At 63.0% G+C, this 18,158-nt stretch carries 25 protein-coding genes and 1 tRNA gene; 21 read left to right on the forward strand and 5 right to left on the reverse strand.

The window, feature by feature from the left end:
• Nucleotides 1–10: 10 nt before the first annotated feature.
• The 10 genes from gspG to IE053_RS11325 are packed head-to-tail and all read left to right on the forward strand — an operon-like array spanning nt 11 to nt 6,635.
• Nucleotides 11–442 (forward strand): type II secretion system major pseudopilin GspG, encoded by a 432-nt coding sequence (gene gspG / locus IE053_RS11280; protein ID WP_229786190.1) that lies wholly within the window; start codon nt 11–13, stop codon nt 440–442.
• A complete protein-coding gene (locus tag IE053_RS11285) occupies nt 414–938 on the forward strand; it encodes a prepilin-type N-terminal cleavage/methylation domain-containing protein (RefSeq protein WP_189576036.1) in 525 nt (174 codons plus the stop codon). The genes gspG and IE053_RS11285 overlap by 29 nt, the downstream gene beginning before the upstream one ends.
• Nucleotides 931–1,302, forward strand: a complete 372-nt coding sequence (gene gspI / locus IE053_RS11290) for a type II secretion system minor pseudopilin GspI (protein ID WP_189576038.1) — start codon at nt 931–933, stop codon at nt 1,300–1,302. Before IE053_RS11285 ends, gspI begins: the two co-directional genes overlap by 8 nt.
• Complete coding sequence (gene gspJ, locus IE053_RS11295; protein ID WP_189576040.1) at nt 1,299–1,916, forward strand: type II secretion system minor pseudopilin GspJ; 618 nt, start codon at nt 1,299–1,301, stop codon at nt 1,914–1,916. The genes gspI and gspJ overlap by 4 nt, the downstream gene beginning before the upstream one ends.
• Nucleotides 1,913–2,881 (forward strand): type II secretion system minor pseudopilin GspK, encoded by a 969-nt coding sequence (gene gspK, locus IE053_RS11300; RefSeq protein ID WP_189576041.1) that lies wholly within the window; start codon nt 1,913–1,915, stop codon nt 2,879–2,881. Before gspJ ends, gspK begins: the two co-directional genes overlap by 4 nt.
• Complete coding sequence (gene gspL, locus IE053_RS11305; RefSeq protein WP_189576043.1) at nt 2,878–3,948, forward strand: type II secretion system protein GspL; 1,071 nt, start codon at nt 2,878–2,880, stop codon at nt 3,946–3,948. Before gspK ends, gspL begins: the two co-directional genes overlap by 4 nt.
• Nucleotides 3,949–4,401 carry a type II secretion system protein GspM gene (gene gspM, locus IE053_RS11310; RefSeq protein WP_189576045.1) on the forward strand — a complete coding sequence of 151 codons (453 nt, stop codon included), beginning with the start codon at nt 3,949–3,951 and terminating at the stop codon, nt 4,399–4,401.
• A 1-nt stretch (nt 4,402) separates the two neighbouring features.
• Entirely contained in the window at nt 4,403–5,137 is a 735-nt protein-coding gene (locus IE053_RS11315) for a type II secretion system protein N (protein ID WP_189576047.1), read from the forward strand.
• Nucleotides 5,137–5,613 (forward strand): hypothetical protein, encoded by a 477-nt coding sequence (locus tag IE053_RS11320; protein ID WP_189576049.1) that lies wholly within the window; start codon nt 5,137–5,139, stop codon nt 5,611–5,613. Before IE053_RS11315 ends, IE053_RS11320 begins: the two co-directional genes overlap by 1 nt.
• Before the next feature lie 47 nt (nt 5,614–5,660).
• Nucleotides 5,661–6,635: a cation diffusion facilitator family transporter gene (locus tag IE053_RS11325; RefSeq protein ID WP_189576051.1), complete on the forward strand. Its 975-nt coding sequence runs from the start codon at nt 5,661–5,663 to the stop codon at nt 6,633–6,635.
• A 2-nt stretch (nt 6,636–6,637) separates the two neighbouring features.
• On the opposite strand, the gene IE053_RS11330 is transcribed toward IE053_RS11325, so the two are convergent.
• A complete protein-coding gene (locus IE053_RS11330; protein ID WP_189576054.1) occupies nt 6,638–7,207 on the reverse strand; it encodes an LOG family protein in 570 nt (189 codons plus the stop codon).
• Between the two features lie 107 nt (nt 7,208–7,314).
• On the opposite strand from IE053_RS11330, the gene IE053_RS11335 reads away from it, so the two are divergent.
• A complete protein-coding gene (locus tag IE053_RS11335; protein WP_189576056.1) occupies nt 7,315–8,268 on the forward strand; it encodes a LysM peptidoglycan-binding domain-containing protein in 954 nt (317 codons plus the stop codon).
• A gap of 4 nt (nt 8,269–8,272) precedes the next feature.
• On the opposite strand, the gene IE053_RS11340 is transcribed toward IE053_RS11335, so the two are convergent.
• The gene (locus tag IE053_RS11340) at nt 8,273–8,494 is read right to left on the reverse strand and encodes a DUF2842 domain-containing protein (protein WP_189576058.1); all 222 of its coding nucleotides are present in this window, start codon (nt 8,492–8,494) and stop codon (nt 8,273–8,275) included.
• 45 nt (nt 8,495–8,539) lie between these two features.
• On the opposite strand from IE053_RS11340, the gene IE053_RS11345 reads away from it, so the two are divergent.
• Nucleotides 8,540–9,628 (forward strand): COX15/CtaA family protein, encoded by a 1,089-nt coding sequence (locus IE053_RS11345; RefSeq protein WP_229786191.1) that lies wholly within the window; start codon nt 8,540–8,542, stop codon nt 9,626–9,628.
• On the opposite strand, the gene IE053_RS11350 is transcribed toward IE053_RS11345, so the two are convergent.
• Nucleotides 9,546–10,652, reverse strand: coding sequence for a hypothetical protein (locus IE053_RS11350; protein ID WP_189576060.1), 1,107 nt, complete (start codon nt 10,650–10,652; stop codon nt 9,546–9,548). The two genes, IE053_RS11345 and IE053_RS11350, sit on opposite strands and share 83 nt — an antisense overlap.
• An 87-nt stretch (nt 10,653–10,739) precedes the next feature.
• Nucleotides 10,740–10,937 carry a hypothetical protein gene (locus IE053_RS11355; RefSeq protein WP_189576062.1) on the reverse strand — a complete coding sequence of 66 codons (198 nt, stop codon included), beginning with the start codon at nt 10,935–10,937 and terminating at the stop codon, nt 10,740–10,742.
• On the opposite strand from IE053_RS11355, the gene IE053_RS11360 reads away from it, so the two are divergent.
• The 5 genes from IE053_RS11360 to IE053_RS11380 all read left to right on the forward strand — a co-directional run bounded on the left by IE053_RS11360 (nt 10,927) and on the right by IE053_RS11380 (nt 14,459).
• A complete protein-coding gene (locus IE053_RS11360) occupies nt 10,927–11,301 on the forward strand; it encodes a hypothetical protein (RefSeq protein ID WP_189576064.1) in 375 nt (124 codons plus the stop codon). The genes IE053_RS11355 and IE053_RS11360 overlap by 11 nt on opposite strands.
• A gap of 189 nt (nt 11,302–11,490) precedes the next feature.
• On the forward strand, nt 11,491–11,973 hold the full coding sequence (gene rplM, locus IE053_RS11365) for a 50S ribosomal protein L13 (protein WP_189576073.1): 483 nt from the start codon (nt 11,491–11,493) through the stop codon (nt 11,971–11,973).
• Between the two features lie 12 nt (nt 11,974–11,985).
• Complete coding sequence (rpsI, locus tag IE053_RS11370; RefSeq protein ID WP_189576075.1) at nt 11,986–12,489, forward strand: 30S ribosomal protein S9; 504 nt, start codon at nt 11,986–11,988, stop codon at nt 12,487–12,489.
• Between the two features lie 69 nt (nt 12,490–12,558).
• Nucleotides 12,559–14,103 (forward strand): FAD-dependent oxidoreductase, encoded by a 1,545-nt coding sequence (locus tag IE053_RS11375; RefSeq protein WP_189576077.1) that lies wholly within the window; start codon nt 12,559–12,561, stop codon nt 14,101–14,103.
• Nucleotides 14,103–14,459 carry a response regulator gene (locus tag IE053_RS11380; RefSeq protein ID WP_189576079.1) on the forward strand — a complete coding sequence of 119 codons (357 nt, stop codon included), beginning with the start codon at nt 14,103–14,105 and terminating at the stop codon, nt 14,457–14,459. The genes IE053_RS11375 and IE053_RS11380 overlap by 1 nt, the downstream gene beginning before the upstream one ends.
• Before the next feature lie 29 nt (nt 14,460–14,488).
• Here IE053_RS11380 and lipB read toward each other — a convergent pair whose 3' ends face one another.
• Nucleotides 14,489–15,175: a lipoyl(octanoyl) transferase LipB gene (gene lipB / locus IE053_RS11385; protein WP_189576081.1), complete on the reverse strand. Its 687-nt coding sequence runs from the start codon at nt 15,173–15,175 to the stop codon at nt 14,489–14,491.
• A gap of 118 nt (nt 15,176–15,293) precedes the next feature.
• Between lipB and IE053_RS11390 the strand changes: the two genes are divergently transcribed.
• The 4 genes from IE053_RS11390 (at nt 15,294) to IE053_RS11405 (ending at nt 18,064) form a co-directional block, all read left to right on the forward strand.
• Nucleotides 15,294–15,380: transfer RNA gene (locus IE053_RS11390), tRNA-Leu, on the forward strand.
• A gap of 389 nt (nt 15,381–15,769) precedes the next feature.
• Complete coding sequence (locus IE053_RS11395) at nt 15,770–16,777, forward strand: AraC family transcriptional regulator (RefSeq protein WP_189576083.1); 1,008 nt, start codon at nt 15,770–15,772, stop codon at nt 16,775–16,777.
• A 106-nt stretch (nt 16,778–16,883) separates the two neighbouring features.
• A complete protein-coding gene (locus tag IE053_RS11400; protein ID WP_189576085.1) occupies nt 16,884–17,729 on the forward strand; it encodes an NAD(P)H-binding protein in 846 nt (281 codons plus the stop codon).
• A complete protein-coding gene (locus IE053_RS11405) occupies nt 17,726–18,064 on the forward strand; it encodes a hypothetical protein (RefSeq protein WP_189576087.1) in 339 nt (112 codons plus the stop codon). The genes IE053_RS11400 and IE053_RS11405 overlap by 4 nt, the downstream gene beginning before the upstream one ends.
• Nucleotides 18,065–18,158 lie beyond the last annotated feature (94 nt).

Below are 18,158 nucleotides of genomic sequence, written 5' to 3' on the forward strand. Positions count from 1 at the left end.
GGTGATGCTTATGAAAAAGAACGAAAAACAGCGCGGCCTGACGCTCGTCGAACTGATGGTGGTGATCGTCATCATCGGCCTCATCTCGGGCATCGTGGTTTTCAACGTGCTGCCTGCGGCGGACAAGGCCGCGGTTTCGACGGCACGGACCGATATCAAGCGCCTGCAAACCGCGCTGACTCAGTACCGGCTCGACAACCAGAGCTACCCCACCCAGGCACAGGGCCTTGAAGCCCTGGTCGAGATGCCGCGTGGCCTGCGCCGTCCGGAGCGCTACCAGACCGGCGGCTACATCCAGTCGCTGCCGGAAGATCCGTGGGGCAATCCTTATGTCTACATCTATCCTGGCGAGTTCGGTGAGTTCGATATCGTCTCTTATGGACGCGACGGCCGCCCGGGCGGGGAGGGCCTCGATGCCGATATCGGCTCCTGGGAGAACTGAAGCCGGCCTCACGCTGGTCGAGCTTCTCGTGGTCATGCTCATCATCGGCATGACCGCCGGGATTGTCATTTTTGCGGTACCGCGGGGCCAGTCAGATCTCGCCAAGGCATCCCTGCAGGTCGAGCGCGATATCGCCGCGCTGCGGGAGGCGGCGGTGGCGGAAGTCGCGCTCTACGGTGTACGGACAATGCCAAGGGGCTACGTCCTTTACAAGGCCGAGGAAGGTGCGTGGTCGGAGCTTGCCGTGCGTGAGCTGCCGCGCAGCGTCGATCTCGAACTGAAGCCCGAGGGCGGCTGGGAACTCGAGGAGCACCGGGGAGAGATCCCGCTGGGGATCCCTCCGGCCGATGATGACGACGCGCCCAAGGAACCGGAGGTGGTCTTTGGGCCTGAGGGTTCGGTGACGCCGTTCTCCGTCAAGCTCAGTGACGGCCGCCGCGATGCAGAGATCCGTGTCGGCCCCTTTGGCGAACTCGTGGAGGAAGGCGATGCGTGACCAGAAGGGCCTGACGCTCATCGAAGTGCTTGTCGCGCTTGCCGTGCTCTCGTCCATCGTCGGCTCGATCCTCGTCTTGATCGGCCAACACACGCGGCACGCCGCCGCCATCGAAGAGCGCGCTCTGGCACGGATCGTGGCGGAGAATGCTATGGTCGCTTATGTCGCGGCCAAGCGGTCCGGTCAGCCTGCGGACCTTTCCGGCGAGGAAGAGATCGCGGGGCGTGCCTTCACCTACGTCATCGACCGCAGCCCTGCGCCGCTCGAGGGCTTCGAAACCGTCGAGACCAATGTCCGCATCGGCCGCGACGGGCAGGTTCTCGCCACCCTTTCGACCCTCCGGGCCGTGGAGGGTCTTGAGTGAAACAGCGCGGCCTTACCCTCGTCGAAGTGCTCATCGCCCTCGGCATCTTCTCCGCCGTGAGCGCCATTGGCATGGCCGCGATGAGCATTGCTGCCAATGGCTCGCGCCAGCTGGAAGAGGTGATGGACCGCACGGGCGAGATCGAGCGCTTCAGGACGCTGATCCGTGCAGACCTCTATCTGTTCACGGACCGTCTTGTCTTCGAGGCCGATACCGACCGCAAGCGGCCTTCGCTGGTTGGCGGGGAGGCGCTGGACGAGATTCTCGATACGCGGGGTGAAGAGCCGCTCCTCGCGCTCGTCCGTTCGGGCTGGTCGAACCCCGGCGCACGGGAACCGCGGGCCGAGCTCCAGGCCGTCACCTATCTCGAGCGCGATGGCGACCTGATCCGCAGGACCCGGCCCTATCTCGATGCGGTCAAAGATACCCCGAGCCGTGACGAAGTGCTGGTTTCGGGGGTCGAGGATGTCGAGATAGCGTTCCTCTTCGAGGGTCGCTGGGAGCCCGAAGTCGGGCGGTTCGAAAGCACTCGGCCGGAGGCCGTGCGGCTTCGCTTCACCCACCCGGTCTATGACGAGATGGAGCACATTTTCCTGATCGGAGGCGGCGTATGAGCCGAGGGCAGCGCGGCACGGCGCTTCTTACCGTGCTCCTCCTGACGGCGACCCTCGCGGTCCTTGCCATCGGCATGACCGAGCTGATGACCCGCTCGCTCAACCGCACCATCGCGGCAGAGAGCAGGGACCAGGCCTTCTGGGCCATTGCGGGGCTCGAGACGGCGGCGCTGAAGATCATCAAGGAGCAGGGCGACGCGATTGACCTGCCAACAGCGCCGCTTTTCCAGCAGCCCGTCATCATCCCGTTCGAGGGGGGAACGGCGACCATCCGCTTCAGCGATGCCAGCAACTGCTTCAACATCAACGACCTTGTCGCTCCGGGTGAAGACGGCCTCGTGGCCGATGAAGCGGCGATGGAGCGGTTCGCGGATTTGGTACAGAGCCTCGGCGCGAACCGTTCGGCGGGACAGCAGCTGGCCGCGCGCGCCGCGGACTTCGTCGATTTTGACACGCGCCCGCTGCCCGGCGGCTTCGAAGACTATGATTACACACGCCATTCAGTGCCCTACAGGACGCCGCGCGGTCTCTTGGCTTCTGTCAGTGAATTAAGGGCGATCGCAGGATTTTCGCGCGATGTTTATGCCCTTCTGGCACCGAGGCTCTGTGCCCTGCCGATCGACGGAGTTCAAATGCTGAACGTCAACACGCTGACGCCCGATGACGCCCCGCTGCTGCAGGGCGCGCTGGGTGATGCCCTGACAAGATCGGCGGCGGAGCAGGTGATCGCGCAGAAGCCCGAAACCGGCTGGGAAGACGTCGGAACCTTTCTCAACCAGCCGCTGCTTGCAGGCACCGAGCTGCCCAATCACGCCGCCAGCATGTTGACGACGACGAGCGAGCTGATCGCCATGGAGATCCTTCTCGAAGTCCCCTCGGGCCGCATGCGGCAGGAGAGCCTGATCTGGCGCAAGGCCGGTGTGACGCGGGTGATCGAGCGCAGCGTCGGAGAGCGCCTGCCATGAGCCTGATCGTTTTTCTGTCGCCCGATGACCCCTCACGCGCGCTGTTCTGGATCGACCAGGAACAGGGCCATGAAGGTGCGGACACGCCGCTTGCCGCGCTGGCGGAGCGGGTCCAGTCCAATCCCAGAGCCTCGGTCTGCCTTGCACTGCCCGGCGAGGCAGCGCTGACGCGCAGCCTGAACCTGCCGATGAAGAACCGCCGGGATATCGAGCGAGCGGCGGGCCTGATGATCGACGACCAGCAGGCCGCACCGATTGAAGGCCGGGTCATCGCCTTCGGGCCTGCAACGGACGGCAAGCGCCTCGTGACAGCATTGCCCCGCCGGACGATCGAGCTCGGCCTCACCGCGGCCGAAGAGGTCGGTCTCGATCCTGACATTCTCACCACGGATCATGCGCTGCTGCCTGCCATCAGCGAAGGGGCAGCCGTCCTCGGCCTCGGCGAGCGCTCGGCGGTTCGCACCGAGGAAGGTGCGTTCACGGCCGAAGCTGGTTTCGCCGATGCCGTCCTCGAAGGGCAGGAGATACGGCGAGTAGGCCTCAAGGACCTCGATCCGGCGCAAGCGCCGAACTTCCGCACGGGCATGTTTGCCAAGCGGCGGCCGATGCCCGATCTGCGTCCCTATCTCCTGGCGGCAAGCCTCGCCGTCATCGCCGGCGCCATCTTCCTGATTGGCAGCCTGACCGAAGGGGTTCGCTACGCCTCTGCCGCCGCGGAGAAGCGCGACGCTGCCGAAACCAATTTCGCTCGCGCCTTCCCCGGAACGCCCGTGCTGGACATGGAGCGCCAGGTCAGGAACCGCAGGGTGACTGGTCCGACCTCGGACTTCCTGCCCCTGACTGCCGTCCTCGCAGAGGTGCTGGAGGACCAGGAGACCACCTTCCTGCAATCGCTGACCTATAGTGAAGACGGCCAGCTGACGGCGGAGCTTGTCTTTGCGTCCTTTAGCGACCTCGAACTCGTCACGGCAGACCTCGCCGATCGCGGCGTGCAGATCGAGGAAGGCGCAGACGCCCGCAGCGAAGACGGCGCTTTCGTCACCCGCCTGTTCCTGAGGGCTTCATAGATGCTCGACCGTTACCGCAGTCTCAGCCAACGCGAGCAGATGCTCATAGCCGTCCTCGGCGCCCTCGCGGCTCTCCTGGTGCTGATTTACGGGATCATTTTTCCCATTCTCGGTTTCGAGCGCCAGAGCATGGCGAATTTCCGTGAAGCGGCGCGCCTCGCGGCTTTGACCGAGGGGCTCGAAGCGCCCGGCGTCGAAAGTGCCGATGACCGCGCCCTGCGTTCAGTGGTGACCGAAGCGGCCGAGCGCCAGGGGATTTCCTATACCCGGATCAGCAACACACCTGACGGCCGGATCGAGCTCGACATCAACGGGACGGCTTCGGAGGATTTCTTCGCATGGCTCGCAAATCTCGAAGCGGAGAGCGGCATCGTCGTGACCTCGGCCTTCGTCACGCCGGGCGAAGCGCCTGGTACGGTCGAGGCCCGGATCACCCTCGGCCGGGGGCAGTAACATGCGGATCAGTCTTATCGCAGTCGGCGCGGTCGTGTTCCTCACCATGCTGCTGGCGCGCCTGCCCATGGGCCTTGTGGTCGAGAATGCGCGGCTGCCGCTCAGCTATGAAAGCGTCACCGGGACGCTCTGGAACGGAGAGATCCGTGGGCTGACGGTTGACGGACAGCGCATCGGGGACGCCCGGATCGCGCTGCGCTTCCTCCCGCTTCTCACCGGGAAGGCGGAGGCCAATGTGACCGTGGCGGGGCCCGGCCTCAACGGCTCGGGCAATGTCCGGGCGATGTCCAGCCTGTTCGTGCTTTCCGATGCAGAGGGTACGATGGAGCTATCGCGTTTCGGTCTGGTCGATGTCTTCGGACAGACCCTTCGCGGCGACCTCGAAGCGGACATCGAGCGCGTGGCGTTCGGCAAGGATGGCTGTCGCGAGGCAGAGCTCTTTGTGCGGACAGATGCCGTAACCCAGAGCCTCGGCGTCTTCGCCCGCGGCGGGCTTCCGCTTGAAGGGCAGGGACGCTGTGACGGCCCCGACCTCCTGATCCCGATGCAGGGCTCCAACGAGGATGCTTCGGTCGTCGCCGAGTTGCGGCTGCAGCCCAACGGCCGTTACCGCTCGAAGCTCTCGGTCACCCCGGCAAGGCGGGAGCTGGGGCGCTTTCTCGAGCGTGCGGGATTTCGGCGCGAGGGCGACGCCTATGTTGCCGAACGCAGCGGACTCGTGGAATCCACCCTGTGATGCTGAAGCGCCTGCTCCCCGTCCTGCTCCTTGCCGCCTGCGCGACCTCGGAGAATGTGTCCGAGCGGCAAACGGGTCCCTTGCGGGACACCGAAGCGCCCGATCCCTCGCCCCTCGCAGGCTACGCGATCCCTGCCGGCCAGTGCGGCATGATCCTATGGACCCGGACGGGCGCTGACATCGTGCCGATCTTCCGTTCCCTCGATGTCATCGATGCCACGATGACCATCGACGGCGAAACCCTGCCGCTCCGCCTTCTCTTCCAGGAGGGCGAGCTGCGTCTTGGGATGCGGAGCCAACAGGTCTTCCAGACACTGCCGGATGTGGACCCCGAAGTGACTGTCGAGGCGCGGCTGCGATGGGGGCAGTCCTTCCCCAGTGGGAGCTACATCCAGGGCGGAACCCTTGCCTTGAGCGGCGAGGATGGCTGGACGCGCATTGTGCCGGTCGCTGGGATTGCCGGGTGCAAAGCCTAGAATTTTCTGCCAGTGTCAGCGCAGTGTTAGGGTTGTAGGCGGACCTGATGGCCACGAGCCAGTCGAACAAGCAGCACGCGCACCACCACGGATGCGCGCATGGTGAGCATGGCGGTCACGCTGACAACAGCGGACGGCGCTTGGGTGTCGCCCTCGGGATCATTGCCGGTTTCGCCATCGTCGAAATCATCGGTGGCCTGCTGTCGGGGTCGCTCGCGCTGCTGGCTGATGCCGGCCACATGGTCACCGACGCGGCCGCTCTCGCCCTCGCGCTCAGCGCCCAGTGGCTGGCCAAACGGCCGGTTTCAGACCGTTTCCCGTTCGGCTGGAAGCGGGCGCAGGTCCTGGCAGCGTTCCTCAACGCCATGGGCCTTCTCGCCATCGTCGGCTTCCTGCTTTTCGAAGCTTTCCAACGGTTGGGCGACCCGCAGCCGATCAACGCGCCCCTCATGCTCGGTGTCGCCGTCGTCGGGCTGGCAGCGAACATTGCTGCCTTCCTGATCCTTCACCCCAATGCGGCGGACAATGTGAATGTGCGCGGCGCGATGTTGCATGTGGCAGCGGACATTTTCGGATCGGTCGCGGCTATCATCTCCGCTTTCGTGATCCTGGGGACAAACTCCACCATCATCGATCCGATCCTCACGCTCGCCGTTTGCGCGCTGATCCTCCGCTCGGCGATTCCTCTGCTCGTGGAAACTGGAGCGATCCTGATGCAGGCCGCGCCGAAGAGCCTCGCGGCGTCGGAGGTGAAGAAGCTGCTGAAAACCTCGCCGCTCATTCTCGACGTGCACGACTGCCGCGCCTGGCAGCTCACGCCGGGGGAGACGATGATCTCCCTGCACGCGGTCATTCCAATGAGCGCCGACCCGGATGTGGTGCTCAGGCATATCAAGGACAGGCTACGGGATGCCTACGGTATCACCGAATCGACGGTGCAACTCGAGACCGTCGATGTGGTCCCCCTCGATCGCCGACCTGCCGAGAACGATTGTCCCGACAATATCGGCGTCGCGGAATAGTCTCAGACCGTCTCAAGAGACGGCTTCATCATCGATTTCGCTTTCTCGACGACCTCGGTCGGATCGGTCACGACGCCCATCGCGTTGCGGAGTCCCGGATAGGCAAAGCCTTCCGAGCAGATGTGATCGATGAGCTTGATATAGGGATCCCAGAAGCCCTTGATGTTGACGAGGACCAGCGGCTTCTTGTGCAACGCAAGGCTCGCCCAAGACATCATCTCGACCATTTCTTCGAGGGTTCCGATACCGCCGGGCAGCACCGCGAAGGCTTCGCATTCCTCGAACATCATGATCTTGCGCTCGTGCATCGTCTTGACTTCACGGCTTTCGATGTTCTCGAGGAGGCCCTCCTGCTCCTGCAGGAAAGTGGGGATGATCCCGAGAACCTTGCCACCGGCATCGCGCGCGGCGCGGGCCGCCGTGCCCATCAGGCCCTGCTCGCCGCCGCCGAACACGAGGCGCAGGCCGGCACCGGCAATCGTCTTGCCGACAGCTTCAGCAGCCTCGGCATAAGCATCGTCACGTCCAAAACGGCTACCACAATATACACAGATGGAGCGGAGTTCGTTCATTTGTTGTTCTCTCCGAATTATCGCTATTCAAACTTCCCCATCCTTGCGGACGGCCGAGCGTCGTAGCAGAGTTGGGTTGTAGGGGAACAAGGTTTCTGGGCGGTTCGATGCGCACTCTCGTTTTTGTCATCATTCTTCTGGCTTTAGGCTTCGGCATTTGGTGGGGTCTGACCCAACGGGACGGCCAGGTCCCGGACACCGACACCTCGGATGAGGTGGAAATCGAGGTGGAGGCAGGGATCGTCCCGCCGACCTTCGACATCGTACGGGTCACGCGCGACGGCTTCGCGACAGTGGCCGGGCGTGGCGAGCCTGGCGCAACCGCCGAGCTTCTTGCCAATGGCGAAAGCATTGCGACGGAGCCGATAGGTTCCGACGGCACCTTTGCCATGGCAGTCGATACGCCGTTGCAGTCCGGCCCGGTGGAACTGACCCTCAAGCTGACCACGGCAGACGGGATGGAGATCATCGGCGAGGAGACGGTCATCATCTACGTGCCCGAGGCCGACGGGCAGGGCCCGGTGGTCCTGCGCACGACGCCGGGCGGCACGACGGAAGTGCTCCAGCGCGCAGCGCCGCTCGATCCAAGCCTCGGCCCTCTGGCGATCGAGACCATCGACTATGACCGCGAGGGCAACGTCATCCTTGCAGGGCGTGCCGAGCCCGGTTCGGTCGTCCAGATCTTTGCCAATGGAAACCCGGTGGCGGAGACCCAGGCTGACGCGAATGGCACCTGGTCCGTGTCTGGCAGCCTAGCTCCCGGTCGCTACACGCTCCAGATCGTGCAGCTTGGCCAGGACGGCCGACCGAAATATGCCATCGAAGTCCCCTTCGAGCAGGCGCGACGGGAGGACATCGTCTTCAGGGACGGCAATGTCATCGTCCAGCCGGGCAACAATCTCTGGGTGATTGCGCGGCGGGCCTATGGCGATGGCTTCCAGTACACGGTGATCTACGAGGCCAATTCGGACCAGATCCGCGATCCTGACCTCATCTATCCGGGCCAGATCTTCCGCGTGCCCGGCGAAGAGGAACAGGGCGATGAGGGAGGGGGCCGCTAGGGCCTCAGCCTTCCTTCGGGCGGTTCATCCAGAGCATCACCGGCTTGAGCGGGAAGGCCCAGGCCACGCCTGCGGCCATGAAGAAGAGAAAGTCGGACCAACGGCTCTGGGGCAGCATGTCCCAGATCCAAAGGCACAGCCCCGCATAGAGCAGCAGGAACGGCCCCGTTGCGAGGGCGACGATCAGCTTTTTCTGGCGTGGCTCCATGGTCATCTTCCGCGGCACTGAGGCCTCTTGGGTTTTCGGTGTTCCCTCGCATATACGGGCGACGTGAATACGCAAGACACCCCCTCGCTTCGCCCTGTCGCAACCTGGCTTTTCATCATGGCCGGGCTGATTGCCTTGATGGTCATTGTCGGCGGCGCGACGCGCCTCACCGATTCCGGGCTTTCGATCACCCAGTGGAACCTCGTCATGGGCACGCTGCCGCCACTGAACGCGGAGCAGTGGGAGGAAGCCTTCGCCCTCTACCGCCAGATCCCCGAATATGAGCGGGTGAATGCGGGGATGAGCCTCGAGGAATTCAAGTTCATCTTCTGGTGGGAGTGGGGGCACAGGAATCTCGGCCGCTTTATCGGCCTCGCTTTCCTTGTTCCCATGATCGTTTTCTGGGTGCAGGGCCGGGTGAAGGGCGCGCTGCGCTGGCGTCTACCGGGGCTGTTCTTCCTTATCTGCCTTCAAGGCGCGATTGGCTGGTACATGGTGAGCTCGGGCCTGTCCGAGCGGGTGGATGTCAGCCAGTACCGGCTTGCGCTTCATCTTTCGACAGCGTTGCTCCTGTTCTCGCTGGTCGTCTGGCAGGCCATCGCGCTGGTCAAACCCCGCGGCTTCGCGGCCGTGCCGGACCCGTGGCTCGCCAAGAGCGCTGTCTTCCTGCTGGTCATCGCCAGCCTGCAGATCATCCTTGGCGCCTTTGTTGCCGGGCTGCGCGCAGGCGTTGCCTACAACTCATGGCCGTTGATGGACGGCAGGTTCTTTCCGGCAGGCTATTTCGGAGCCGACGCCCGTTTCCTCGATCTCTTCGAGCGCATCGAGGCGGTGCAGTTCAATCACCGGATCGGGGCGTATTTCGTGCTGGCCGCCGCAGGCGTCTTCGTCTGGCGCGCCCTCAGGTCCGGCCGCCGGGCCATGGCGCTCCTGGTCGGCGGCACCGTGGCGCTGCAGGTTCTTCTCGGGATCTGGACGATCGTTGCGGCCGTGCCGCTCTGGCTCGGCCTTGCGCACCAGGCAGGCGCGCTCCTCGTCCTCGCCAGCGTGAACTACGCCGTTTACGGACTTACCGGTTCTCCGGCAGGTCAGGGGGCTGGGGCAGCTCGTCCTCGCCATAAGGCTCGCGCGGCGCAGCCCCAGGCTCTTTGAGGTCGAGGGGGCCGTCATCGAGCTCGAGCGATGGCAGCGGCGGGCCGTCAACCGGCATCACCGTATCGTCCGGCAATAAGCTTTCAAGTTGGCCCGGCCAGCCCATCGGCTTGGCGATCGCAGGCCACGGGATGAGATGCAGGCCGAGGCCTTCGTCGAGAACGATAAGGGCACCATCCCGCAGGACGCCGCCGAAATTGCCGTAAGCCGGCTCCACCATCAGCGGGCGGAGCGGTTCGCCATCGGCCGTCTGGGTATCGAAAGGCTGACCGTTGACGAGAAGCCGCGCATCCTCGCCCACTGGCTCCACGGCGAAGACTTCGCCGCCTGCCGCGACCAGCACCGGGGCGTTTTCGAGCGGTGTCGGTTTGGCACCGCTGGCGGTCTGACGATCCCAGCCCTCGGCCGTCCGGAGATAAAGTTCATCGCCCACCGCGGCGCAGCCAATGACACCGTCGATGACTTCTGGCGTTCCGACCACGGAGATCGGCTCGCCCGTCAGGGAAACATCGACAAAGGCCACCGTACTCGATGCCGTGACAACGACAGCGGTCGCCGTTTCATCGCCGGAGAAGACGCAAAGGTCACTCATCGCGCCCGTAGCAACGCGCCCGCTGGCGATCGATCCTGAACCTTCCGGGTCCAGAAGATCGAGATCGCCGGACTGCGAAAGGGAGAGGATGGCGTCGCCGGTCGGGAAGCTGGCCGTCGCAATGAGGTAGGGCGCTTCGATCGTCTCGATGACCGTCGATGCTTCGCCATCAGCCCTGATGGCCGCGATCCCCGCATCCCCGTTCGCCGCGAGGATCGCGCTCTGGAAGCCAAAGGGTTTGGCTTCGAGCGCGGCAAGATCGGTCACCGGGCCCTCGAAGCTGCCGAGGGTGATCGAGGCGCGCGCGACCGGAGGCGGTGGGAGCGGGCTGGCGCTGTCATCGGATGCGGGCTGGGCAACGTCGGCCCCCTGTTGTCCGCAGGCAGCAAGAAGGAGCAGCGGCAACAGCGCGCGGGCGGTGAGCTTCATCATGGACCTCAAAAGGCGAATTCTTCCGGCGCATAAAAGCCGAGCTCGACCGGATTGGCCACCGCAGCGTCTTTTCCCGCGTGAGCGCCTTCACGCTGCCAACAAGGCTCCATGCAAAACAAAACACGCTTCAACAAGATGTGAATAATAGAAAACAAAGAAGCCAACTGCATTCTCACTGAAACGCAATGTAGCGAATAATGAACCGCCACCGATTGGCCACAATTGATGCAGATATTTTGAAAACTTTCCTGAGTTCTGTTGGAGGCTATTCACAGTGACAGTCATCAAGACGCCTTTTGGGCATTCGGCCGTCGTTGGGGTCTTGAAGGCGATCCGGCTGGCGCCGGCGGATAAGGCGCTCAAATCCACCGCCAAGGACGAACGTGTCCCGGTCATCTGGCCCGAGCGCATTCGCACGCTGCGGCACGGGGCCGGGGAGGTCCCACTCGACCAGCCGCCGCTCATCAAACTCGCGGCGCATCTCCGGGGCAAAGGGTATGTCGCCGTCGCCTTCCCCGAGGAGGTCCGCATCTTCCTTCCGGGCGCGAATGGATCGCAGGGCTACGCCGCGCATTCAGTGAAGGGCTACACCGCGGCACTGGACGTCCTGGGGAGATGGGAGGCATCGACGACCTCCTACACGGTTTGAAAGGGAAGGCAGGTATCAGGTGAAGGCGGCGAAAACCGCTGCTCTTTCAAGGCGCTGGAAAAGCCGGTAATATAATACCGCAGCAACAACAAGCTGAAACACATGCGTTTTTCAGATAGAAGTTGACAGCTTTGTGCAGATCCATCAGAGGCGCGTCTTCAACCGTTCACACTTGGAAAGGGACGCTCGATGCAAACCGAAGCTTCGCGCACCTACAACACCAAGCCCGCTGACGTGGAGAAGAAGTGGATCCTGATCGACGCCGAGAACCTCGTCGTCGGTCGCCTGGCCTCTTTCATCGCCATGCGCCTGCGCGGCAAGCACCTTCCGACCTTCACGCCGCATGTCGATGACGGCGACAACGTGATCGTCGTCAATGCCGAGAAAGTGGCCTTCACCGGCCGCAAGCGGACCCAGCAGACCTATTACTGGCACACCGGCTATCCGGGCGGCATCAAGTCCCGCACGGCTGACAAGGTCCTCGACGGCCGTTTCCCGGAGCGTGTTCTCGAGAAAGCCGTGCAGCGCATGCTGCCGAAAGACAGCCCGCTGGCCCGCAAGCAGTTCAAGAACCTGCATGTCTATGCCGGCCCGAACCACCCGCACGAAGCGCAGAAACCCGAGAAGATCGACGTTGCTGCGATGAACCCGAAAAACACGCCGCGCGGCTGAGGAATTTGAAGCATGAGTGAGACCCAAGGCCTCGATAGCCTCAAAGATCTGGCTGAAGACGCCGGTGTCGTTGCCGAAGGCGCGACCACCGAAGAAGAAGTCGTTCTTGCCGAACCGAAGATCGACGAACTCGGCCGCTCCTACGCCACCGGCAAGCGGAAGACCGCTGTCGCCCGTGTCTGGATCAAGCCGGGTTCCGGCAAGATCACGGTCAACAAGAAGGACTACACCGAGTATTTCGGTCGTCCGGTCCTCCAGATGATCCTGAAACAGCCGCTCGAAGCCGCTGAGCGCCTCGACCAGTTCGATGTCGTCTGCACCGTCAAGGGCTCGGGTCCTTCGGGACAGGCCGGCGCGATCCGTCACGGCATCAGCCGCGCCCTGACCTATTACGAGCCGGGCCTGCGTCCGGTCCTCAAGAAGGGCGGCTTCCTGACCCGCGACGCCCGCGCGGTCGAGCGCAAGAAGTACGGCAAGGCAAAGGCCCGCCGCAGCTTCCAGTTCTCGAAGCGCTAATCGGTCGCAAGTTAACCTACGTTATCGTCGCGGGGCACGGGAATCCTATTTCTCTCTCAGGAGGATCCCATGCCCCGCTATGATCTCGGCGCAATCTCTCAGTTCGCTGAGGATACGCCCACCAAAGCTTCAACCGCCTGCCGCGACCTCGTTGTCGTTCGGCGCGGCGACGTGTTCTTTGTCCTCGATCACGATTGCCAGCACTTGGGTGCGCCTCTCTCGGAGGCGATCATCGAAGACGATTGTCTCGTCTGTCCCTGGCACCGTGCCCTGATCCGCCTCAGCGACGGTTTCCTCCAGGAGCCGCCTGGCTGCCGCCACCATAAACGGTATGAAGCCATCCTCGAGGACGGCCGGCTCAAGGTCGACATCGAACCTTCCGAGCCGAGTTACCGCGATCAGGAACCGAAGCCCGAAGCGGATTCGCGGGGCCATCCCAAGAGCATCATCATCCTTGGGGCAGGCGCAGCAGGCTTATCCGCAGCCCAGAGCCTGGCCGAGCACGGCTACAACGGTGCCCTGACCCTGGTCAGCCACGAAGCGCCTGAAACCTATGACCGGACGACGTTCACCAAGAGCATCGTCGGGGAGCCGGAAGAAGCTAAAATCGGTGCACTGACAAAACTTCGTGATGGCTGGCTGGATTTCGAATATGCGAGCGCCGAGAAAGTCGACCTCGAAGAGAGGCGGATCACCTTCGAAGACGGGCGAACGATATCCGCCGAGGTCCTCATTCTGGCAACGGGTGCCGAGCCAAGGCGCCTTGACATTCCCGGTGCCGAGCTTGGTGGTGTGCTGACGATCAGGGATCTTTCGGACGCGCTGGCCCTCAGCGAACGGGTCGAGGCGATTGATAGAGCTGTCATCATCGGCGCCGGATTCATCGGCATGGAAGCCGCCGCGACCCTTTGTGGCGAAGACATCGATGTTTCAATCGTAGCCAGGGAGGAACTGCCGTTCGCGAAGATTTTCGGTGAACGCGTGGCGAAGCGCCTCCTCCGTGAACAGACAGATGCGGGCGTCAACTTCTTCGGCGGCTCCCATGTCCAGGCGATCGAGGGTGATGACGGAAGTGTGACAGGTGTCCGGCTTGCAGATGGACGTCGGCTCGACGCGGGATTGGTCATCATGGCGGTAGGGGTCAGTCCCTGCACGGACATTCTCGCTGGCGCATCGAGGAATGATGACCGATCCCTTTCGGTCGACGAAACCCTGGCCGTCATGGGCTTCAAGGGAGTCTACGCCGCAGGCGATGTCGCCCGTTTGCCGACCCGTTGGGGAGAGCTGCGGAGCGAACACTGGCGCTGGGCCCAGCAGCTGGGACGCCGGGCTGCCGTCTCAGCACTTGGAGGATCGCCGAAGGAAGAGGATATCGCTCCGTTCTTCTGGACCAAGCAGCACGCGCCCGGTTCCTATGTCTACATCGGTCATACGGAAGACTTCGACGATATTGTCTACGAGGGCGACCCTGATGAAGGCGAGTTCATCGCATTCTATCTTGACCAGAATCGCTGCCCTGCCATCCTCGCACTGGGCATGGCGGACCGGGTATCGCGCATCGAACGGCTGATGGCGCGGCACGGACCCTTGACGCGGGAGGTCTTGGGGATCTGATGGAAAGTCTCAAGGGGCTCCGCGTTCTTCTCGCTGAAGACGATTTCCTCATCGCGACGCATCTGGAGGGTATTCTTTCCGAACACGGAGCACAAGTTGCGACGGTTGCGGAGGTGGCCGACCTGATGGCTGTTGATCCGTCCACGGTTGACGTAGCCATCCTCGATCATTCGCTGACGGATGGCGAGGTTGACGGCGCTGCTGAGCGCTTGTCCGATGCCGGCGTGCCACTGATCTTCCAAAGCGGGCGCGAAACCGAAATCCGCGAAAAATGGACCAGTGCCACCATTCTCGGGAAGCCGGTGCGGGACGAGGTGCTGCTCGAGACTCTGGCAGCATACAGGAAGTCAGCCTGAACCGTTCCTCACCGCTCGTGGCGATACGTTTACGGAGCGCCTTCTTCCTCGGTCGGCCCGAACACTTTTTCGAATGACCGGCGCAGGGCTGCATCCGCCTCCTCGAACCGGGCGCTATGGCCAAGATCCGCAAGGCTCGTCACGCCGAATTGCGGCTCGGCAATACCGCAGGGGACAATGCCTTCGAAATGCGACAGGTCCGGGCTGATGTTCAGCGCGATGCCATGGAAGGTCACCCATTTGCGGATGCGCACGCCGATGGCCGCGATCTTGTCCTCGCGACCATCGCCCCGGTCGACCCAGACGCCCACGCGCCCGTCACGGATGCCGCTCTCCACGCCAAGCTCAGCGAGCGCACCGATCAGCCAGGTTTCGGTGTCCTGCACGAAACGGCGAACATCCTTTTTCCGCCGTGAGAGGTCGAGCATCAGATAGGCCACGCGCTGGCCTGGTCCGTGATAGGTGTACTGACCACCCCTCGGGCTGGCGTAGACCGGAAAGCGGTTCGGGTCCACGAGATCGGCTTCCTTGGCGCTCGTCCCGGCGGTGTAGAGGGGTGGATGCTCCAGCAGCCAGACGCTTTCTTGGCCACCCGCCTGCACCTCGCCGACCATGCGTTCCATCGCCGCCGTGGCGTCGGGATAGGCGACGGGCGCGTGGCTGGTGCGCCAGAGCACGGGCGCTTCGGACCAGTTGGGGAAAACCTCTTGGGTCATGGCGGCGACATGGGCAATTTTTGCGACGAAGAAAAGCCGGAAGGCGCTTGCACCGCCGAAATCGTTTTGCTATTCGCCGCGCTCGCACCGGGGAAATGATTGATCCGGGGCCAAAAGTGCGGTCGTGGCGGAATTGGTAGACGCGCAGCGTTGAGGTCGCTGTCCGGTAACACGGGTGGAAGTTCGAGTCTTCTCGACCGCACCATTATAACATTCTCAGTCAATTGTTATCATTCAGGAATTCACGGTCCTCCGTGTACTTCCTTGTGCTTTTCGGTGTTTTTGCTTCCCACGAGGTGGTCTGGGCATGTTCCCTCCGCATGAGGTCGACGAGTCTTTTTGCACCCGATCCTGATTGCCATTTGCATCGCAGGGCGGGCCAAAGCCATCGTGCCACGCGGGTTCCGACGCGCGCCCGAACGTTCGATGAACGGGACTCCATTCAGGTCCCTGTAGAGACCTCGGCACCGATGGTTGAAAGGGTGGTCCGCGCCTTCCAATGCAAAAACCTGAAAAGCCACAGCTTCTCAATGGTCGGACGAGCGGTGTTCCCGAGACTTACTGTTTCAATAAACCGAGACTATTGTCCCAGTCATGGGGGAGATCACGTCGCTCTATGTCTACAAGGTCGCCGGGCAGGCCAGTTCCGGCGTCGAGACGGATGATCTTGTCAGGAGATTGGGGTTGGACCCCGAAGGGCCCATTGACCCCGCGCGCATGGTACCATCGGCGGACTACTATCGCTTCTTTGCTGCACTGGCGGAAAGGGACCCTGACGGCTTGCGCCTGCCCTTCAGGATAGGGGCGTCCATGCGATGCGATGAGTACGGCGCGTTCGGTCTCGCCTGGAAGTCTGCACCGGACCTAAAAGGCTCGCTCACGCGCGCCGAGCGCTACGCCCGCGTCCTTTCAACTGTCGAAGTATACACCTTGGACAAGACAGATGCGGGGGCCCTGTTCGTACTCGATAAAAAAGGCGACAACAGTCCTGGAATGGTGTTGTCCAATGAAGCGAGCATGGCCAGTGTCCTCGAGATCATCCGGCAGGTGGCCACGTCACCGTTCACTCCGTGTGCCCTGTATCTCAAGCATGAGCCGCGCGGTCCGACGAGTGTTTACGAGTACCATTTTGGGTGCCCCGTCCATTTTGAAGCCGACCGCAACGCTTTCGAGATCAGCGACGAGGCCCTCGATACATCGAACAAGCTCGGTGACGCCACAATCGCTCGGTTCTTCGATCGGCATCTCGACAGCGAACTTGCAGCGCTCGCCGATGATGCGGGTCTGGAAAAGCGTGTTAAGATCGCTGTCGGCCAGGCCTTGAGCGAGGGGGTTCCGACCATATCGGGTGTTGCGAAGTCCCTCGCCATGAGTGCGCGGACTTTGCAACGCCGCCTGGCTGAGAAAGACATCTCCTTCCAGGCCTTGGTGGACTCTTCGCGGCGTGACCTGGCTCAGCAGCTGCTCCGTGAAACCACCTACAGCCTGGCGGAGATCGCCTTTCTCACCGGGTTTGCGGAGCAGAGCGGGTTCACGCGCGCGTTCAAGCGATGGGCTGGACAAACGCCGCGTTCCTACCGTCTTGGTGCCCAACGAGGGTAGCATCCCTTTTTGGCGCGAACGGTCAAAACCATGGCGTCCTTCGGCAAGAGGCCTGGCCACCTTCTCCCTACTCTTCGGATTGCAGCCCACAACAAGGAGCAAACCGATGACGACCACAGCAAAAGATGATGACCTGACCCTGGTCCTTGGCGGCACAGGCAAGACCGGCCGCCGCGTGGCCGAACGCCTCAAGGCTCAAGGCCGAAGCGTGCGGATCGGCGCGCGCTCTGCAGTCCCTTCCTTCGACTGGAACAATGAGGCCGGCTGGGATGCCGCGCTCCGGGGCGTTTCGGCGATCTACATCACCTATGCGCCGGATCTTGCCATGCCGGGCGCCACGGACGCCATCACCGCGCTGACCCAACGCGCGCGACATTACGGCGTGCGCAAGCTTGTCCTACTTTCCGGCCGCGGTGAAGAAGAGGCGCAGGCGGCAGAGCGTATCGTCCAGAACGCCGGGCTGGACTGGTCCATCGTCAGGGCGAGCTGGTTCAACCAGAATTTCTCGGAAGGTGCCTTCGTCGATATGGTCCGTGCCGGAGCGATCACCCTGCCGGCCGGCCATACCCCCGAACCATTTGTGGATGCCGATGACATTGCCGACGTCGTCGTTGCATCCCTTACGGACGATCGCCACAACGGCCAGCTCTATGAACTGACTGGTCCGCGGCTGATGACCCTCGCGGATGTGGCCTCCGACCTCTCTGCGGCGACAGGGCGCGAGATCACGTATACGGATGTACCGCACGATGCCTTCGTTGCAGAAGCCGATCGGGCTGGAGCGCCGAAGGACGTGGTCTGGATGCTGGACTACCTATTCTCCACTGTGCTCGATGGGCGCAATGCGCATTTGACCGACGGCGTGCAGCGCGCCTTGGGGCGTCCGCCGAAGGACTTCTCCGACTACGCGCGTGATGCTGCCACCACGGGCGTGTGGAGCGTCGCGGCATGAGCCGGACTGCCATGAGGGCCGCCCTGTCCGGGGCGGCATCTCTTCTCTATCTTCTCGGCGACGCGCTCCTGGCCGCGCCGCTGGACCACATCACCTTTGGTGGTCCCAGGATCGAGCTTGAGCCGGAGCTGATAGCAGAGCGTCCCGCCTCTTGGGGCCTCGCTGTCGCCGCAGGGGTGGTGATGGCGCTGGCAGGCTTCCGGCAGCACCTTGATGGGATGGGCATCGTCCGAGGACATCGCGGGGACTTTGCCTTCGGAACCTATGCGGCGAGCCGCTTCTCCGACCTTCTGGTGAACGGCACTCCGCTTTTTCAGATCTCGTGGATGGGGTGATAGACCTCCTGTGCACAACCTACGGGCCTTAAGAAAACCCATTCCGCCAGCCTTACCATTACGGATTCGGGGGCTGCGCCCGCGCCATAGTCCG

Origin of the sequence: Parvularcula lutaonensis (assembly GCF_014651915.1) — a bacterium.
Lineage (GTDB): Bacteria > Pseudomonadota > Alphaproteobacteria > Caulobacterales > Parvularculaceae > Parvularcula > Parvularcula lutaonensis.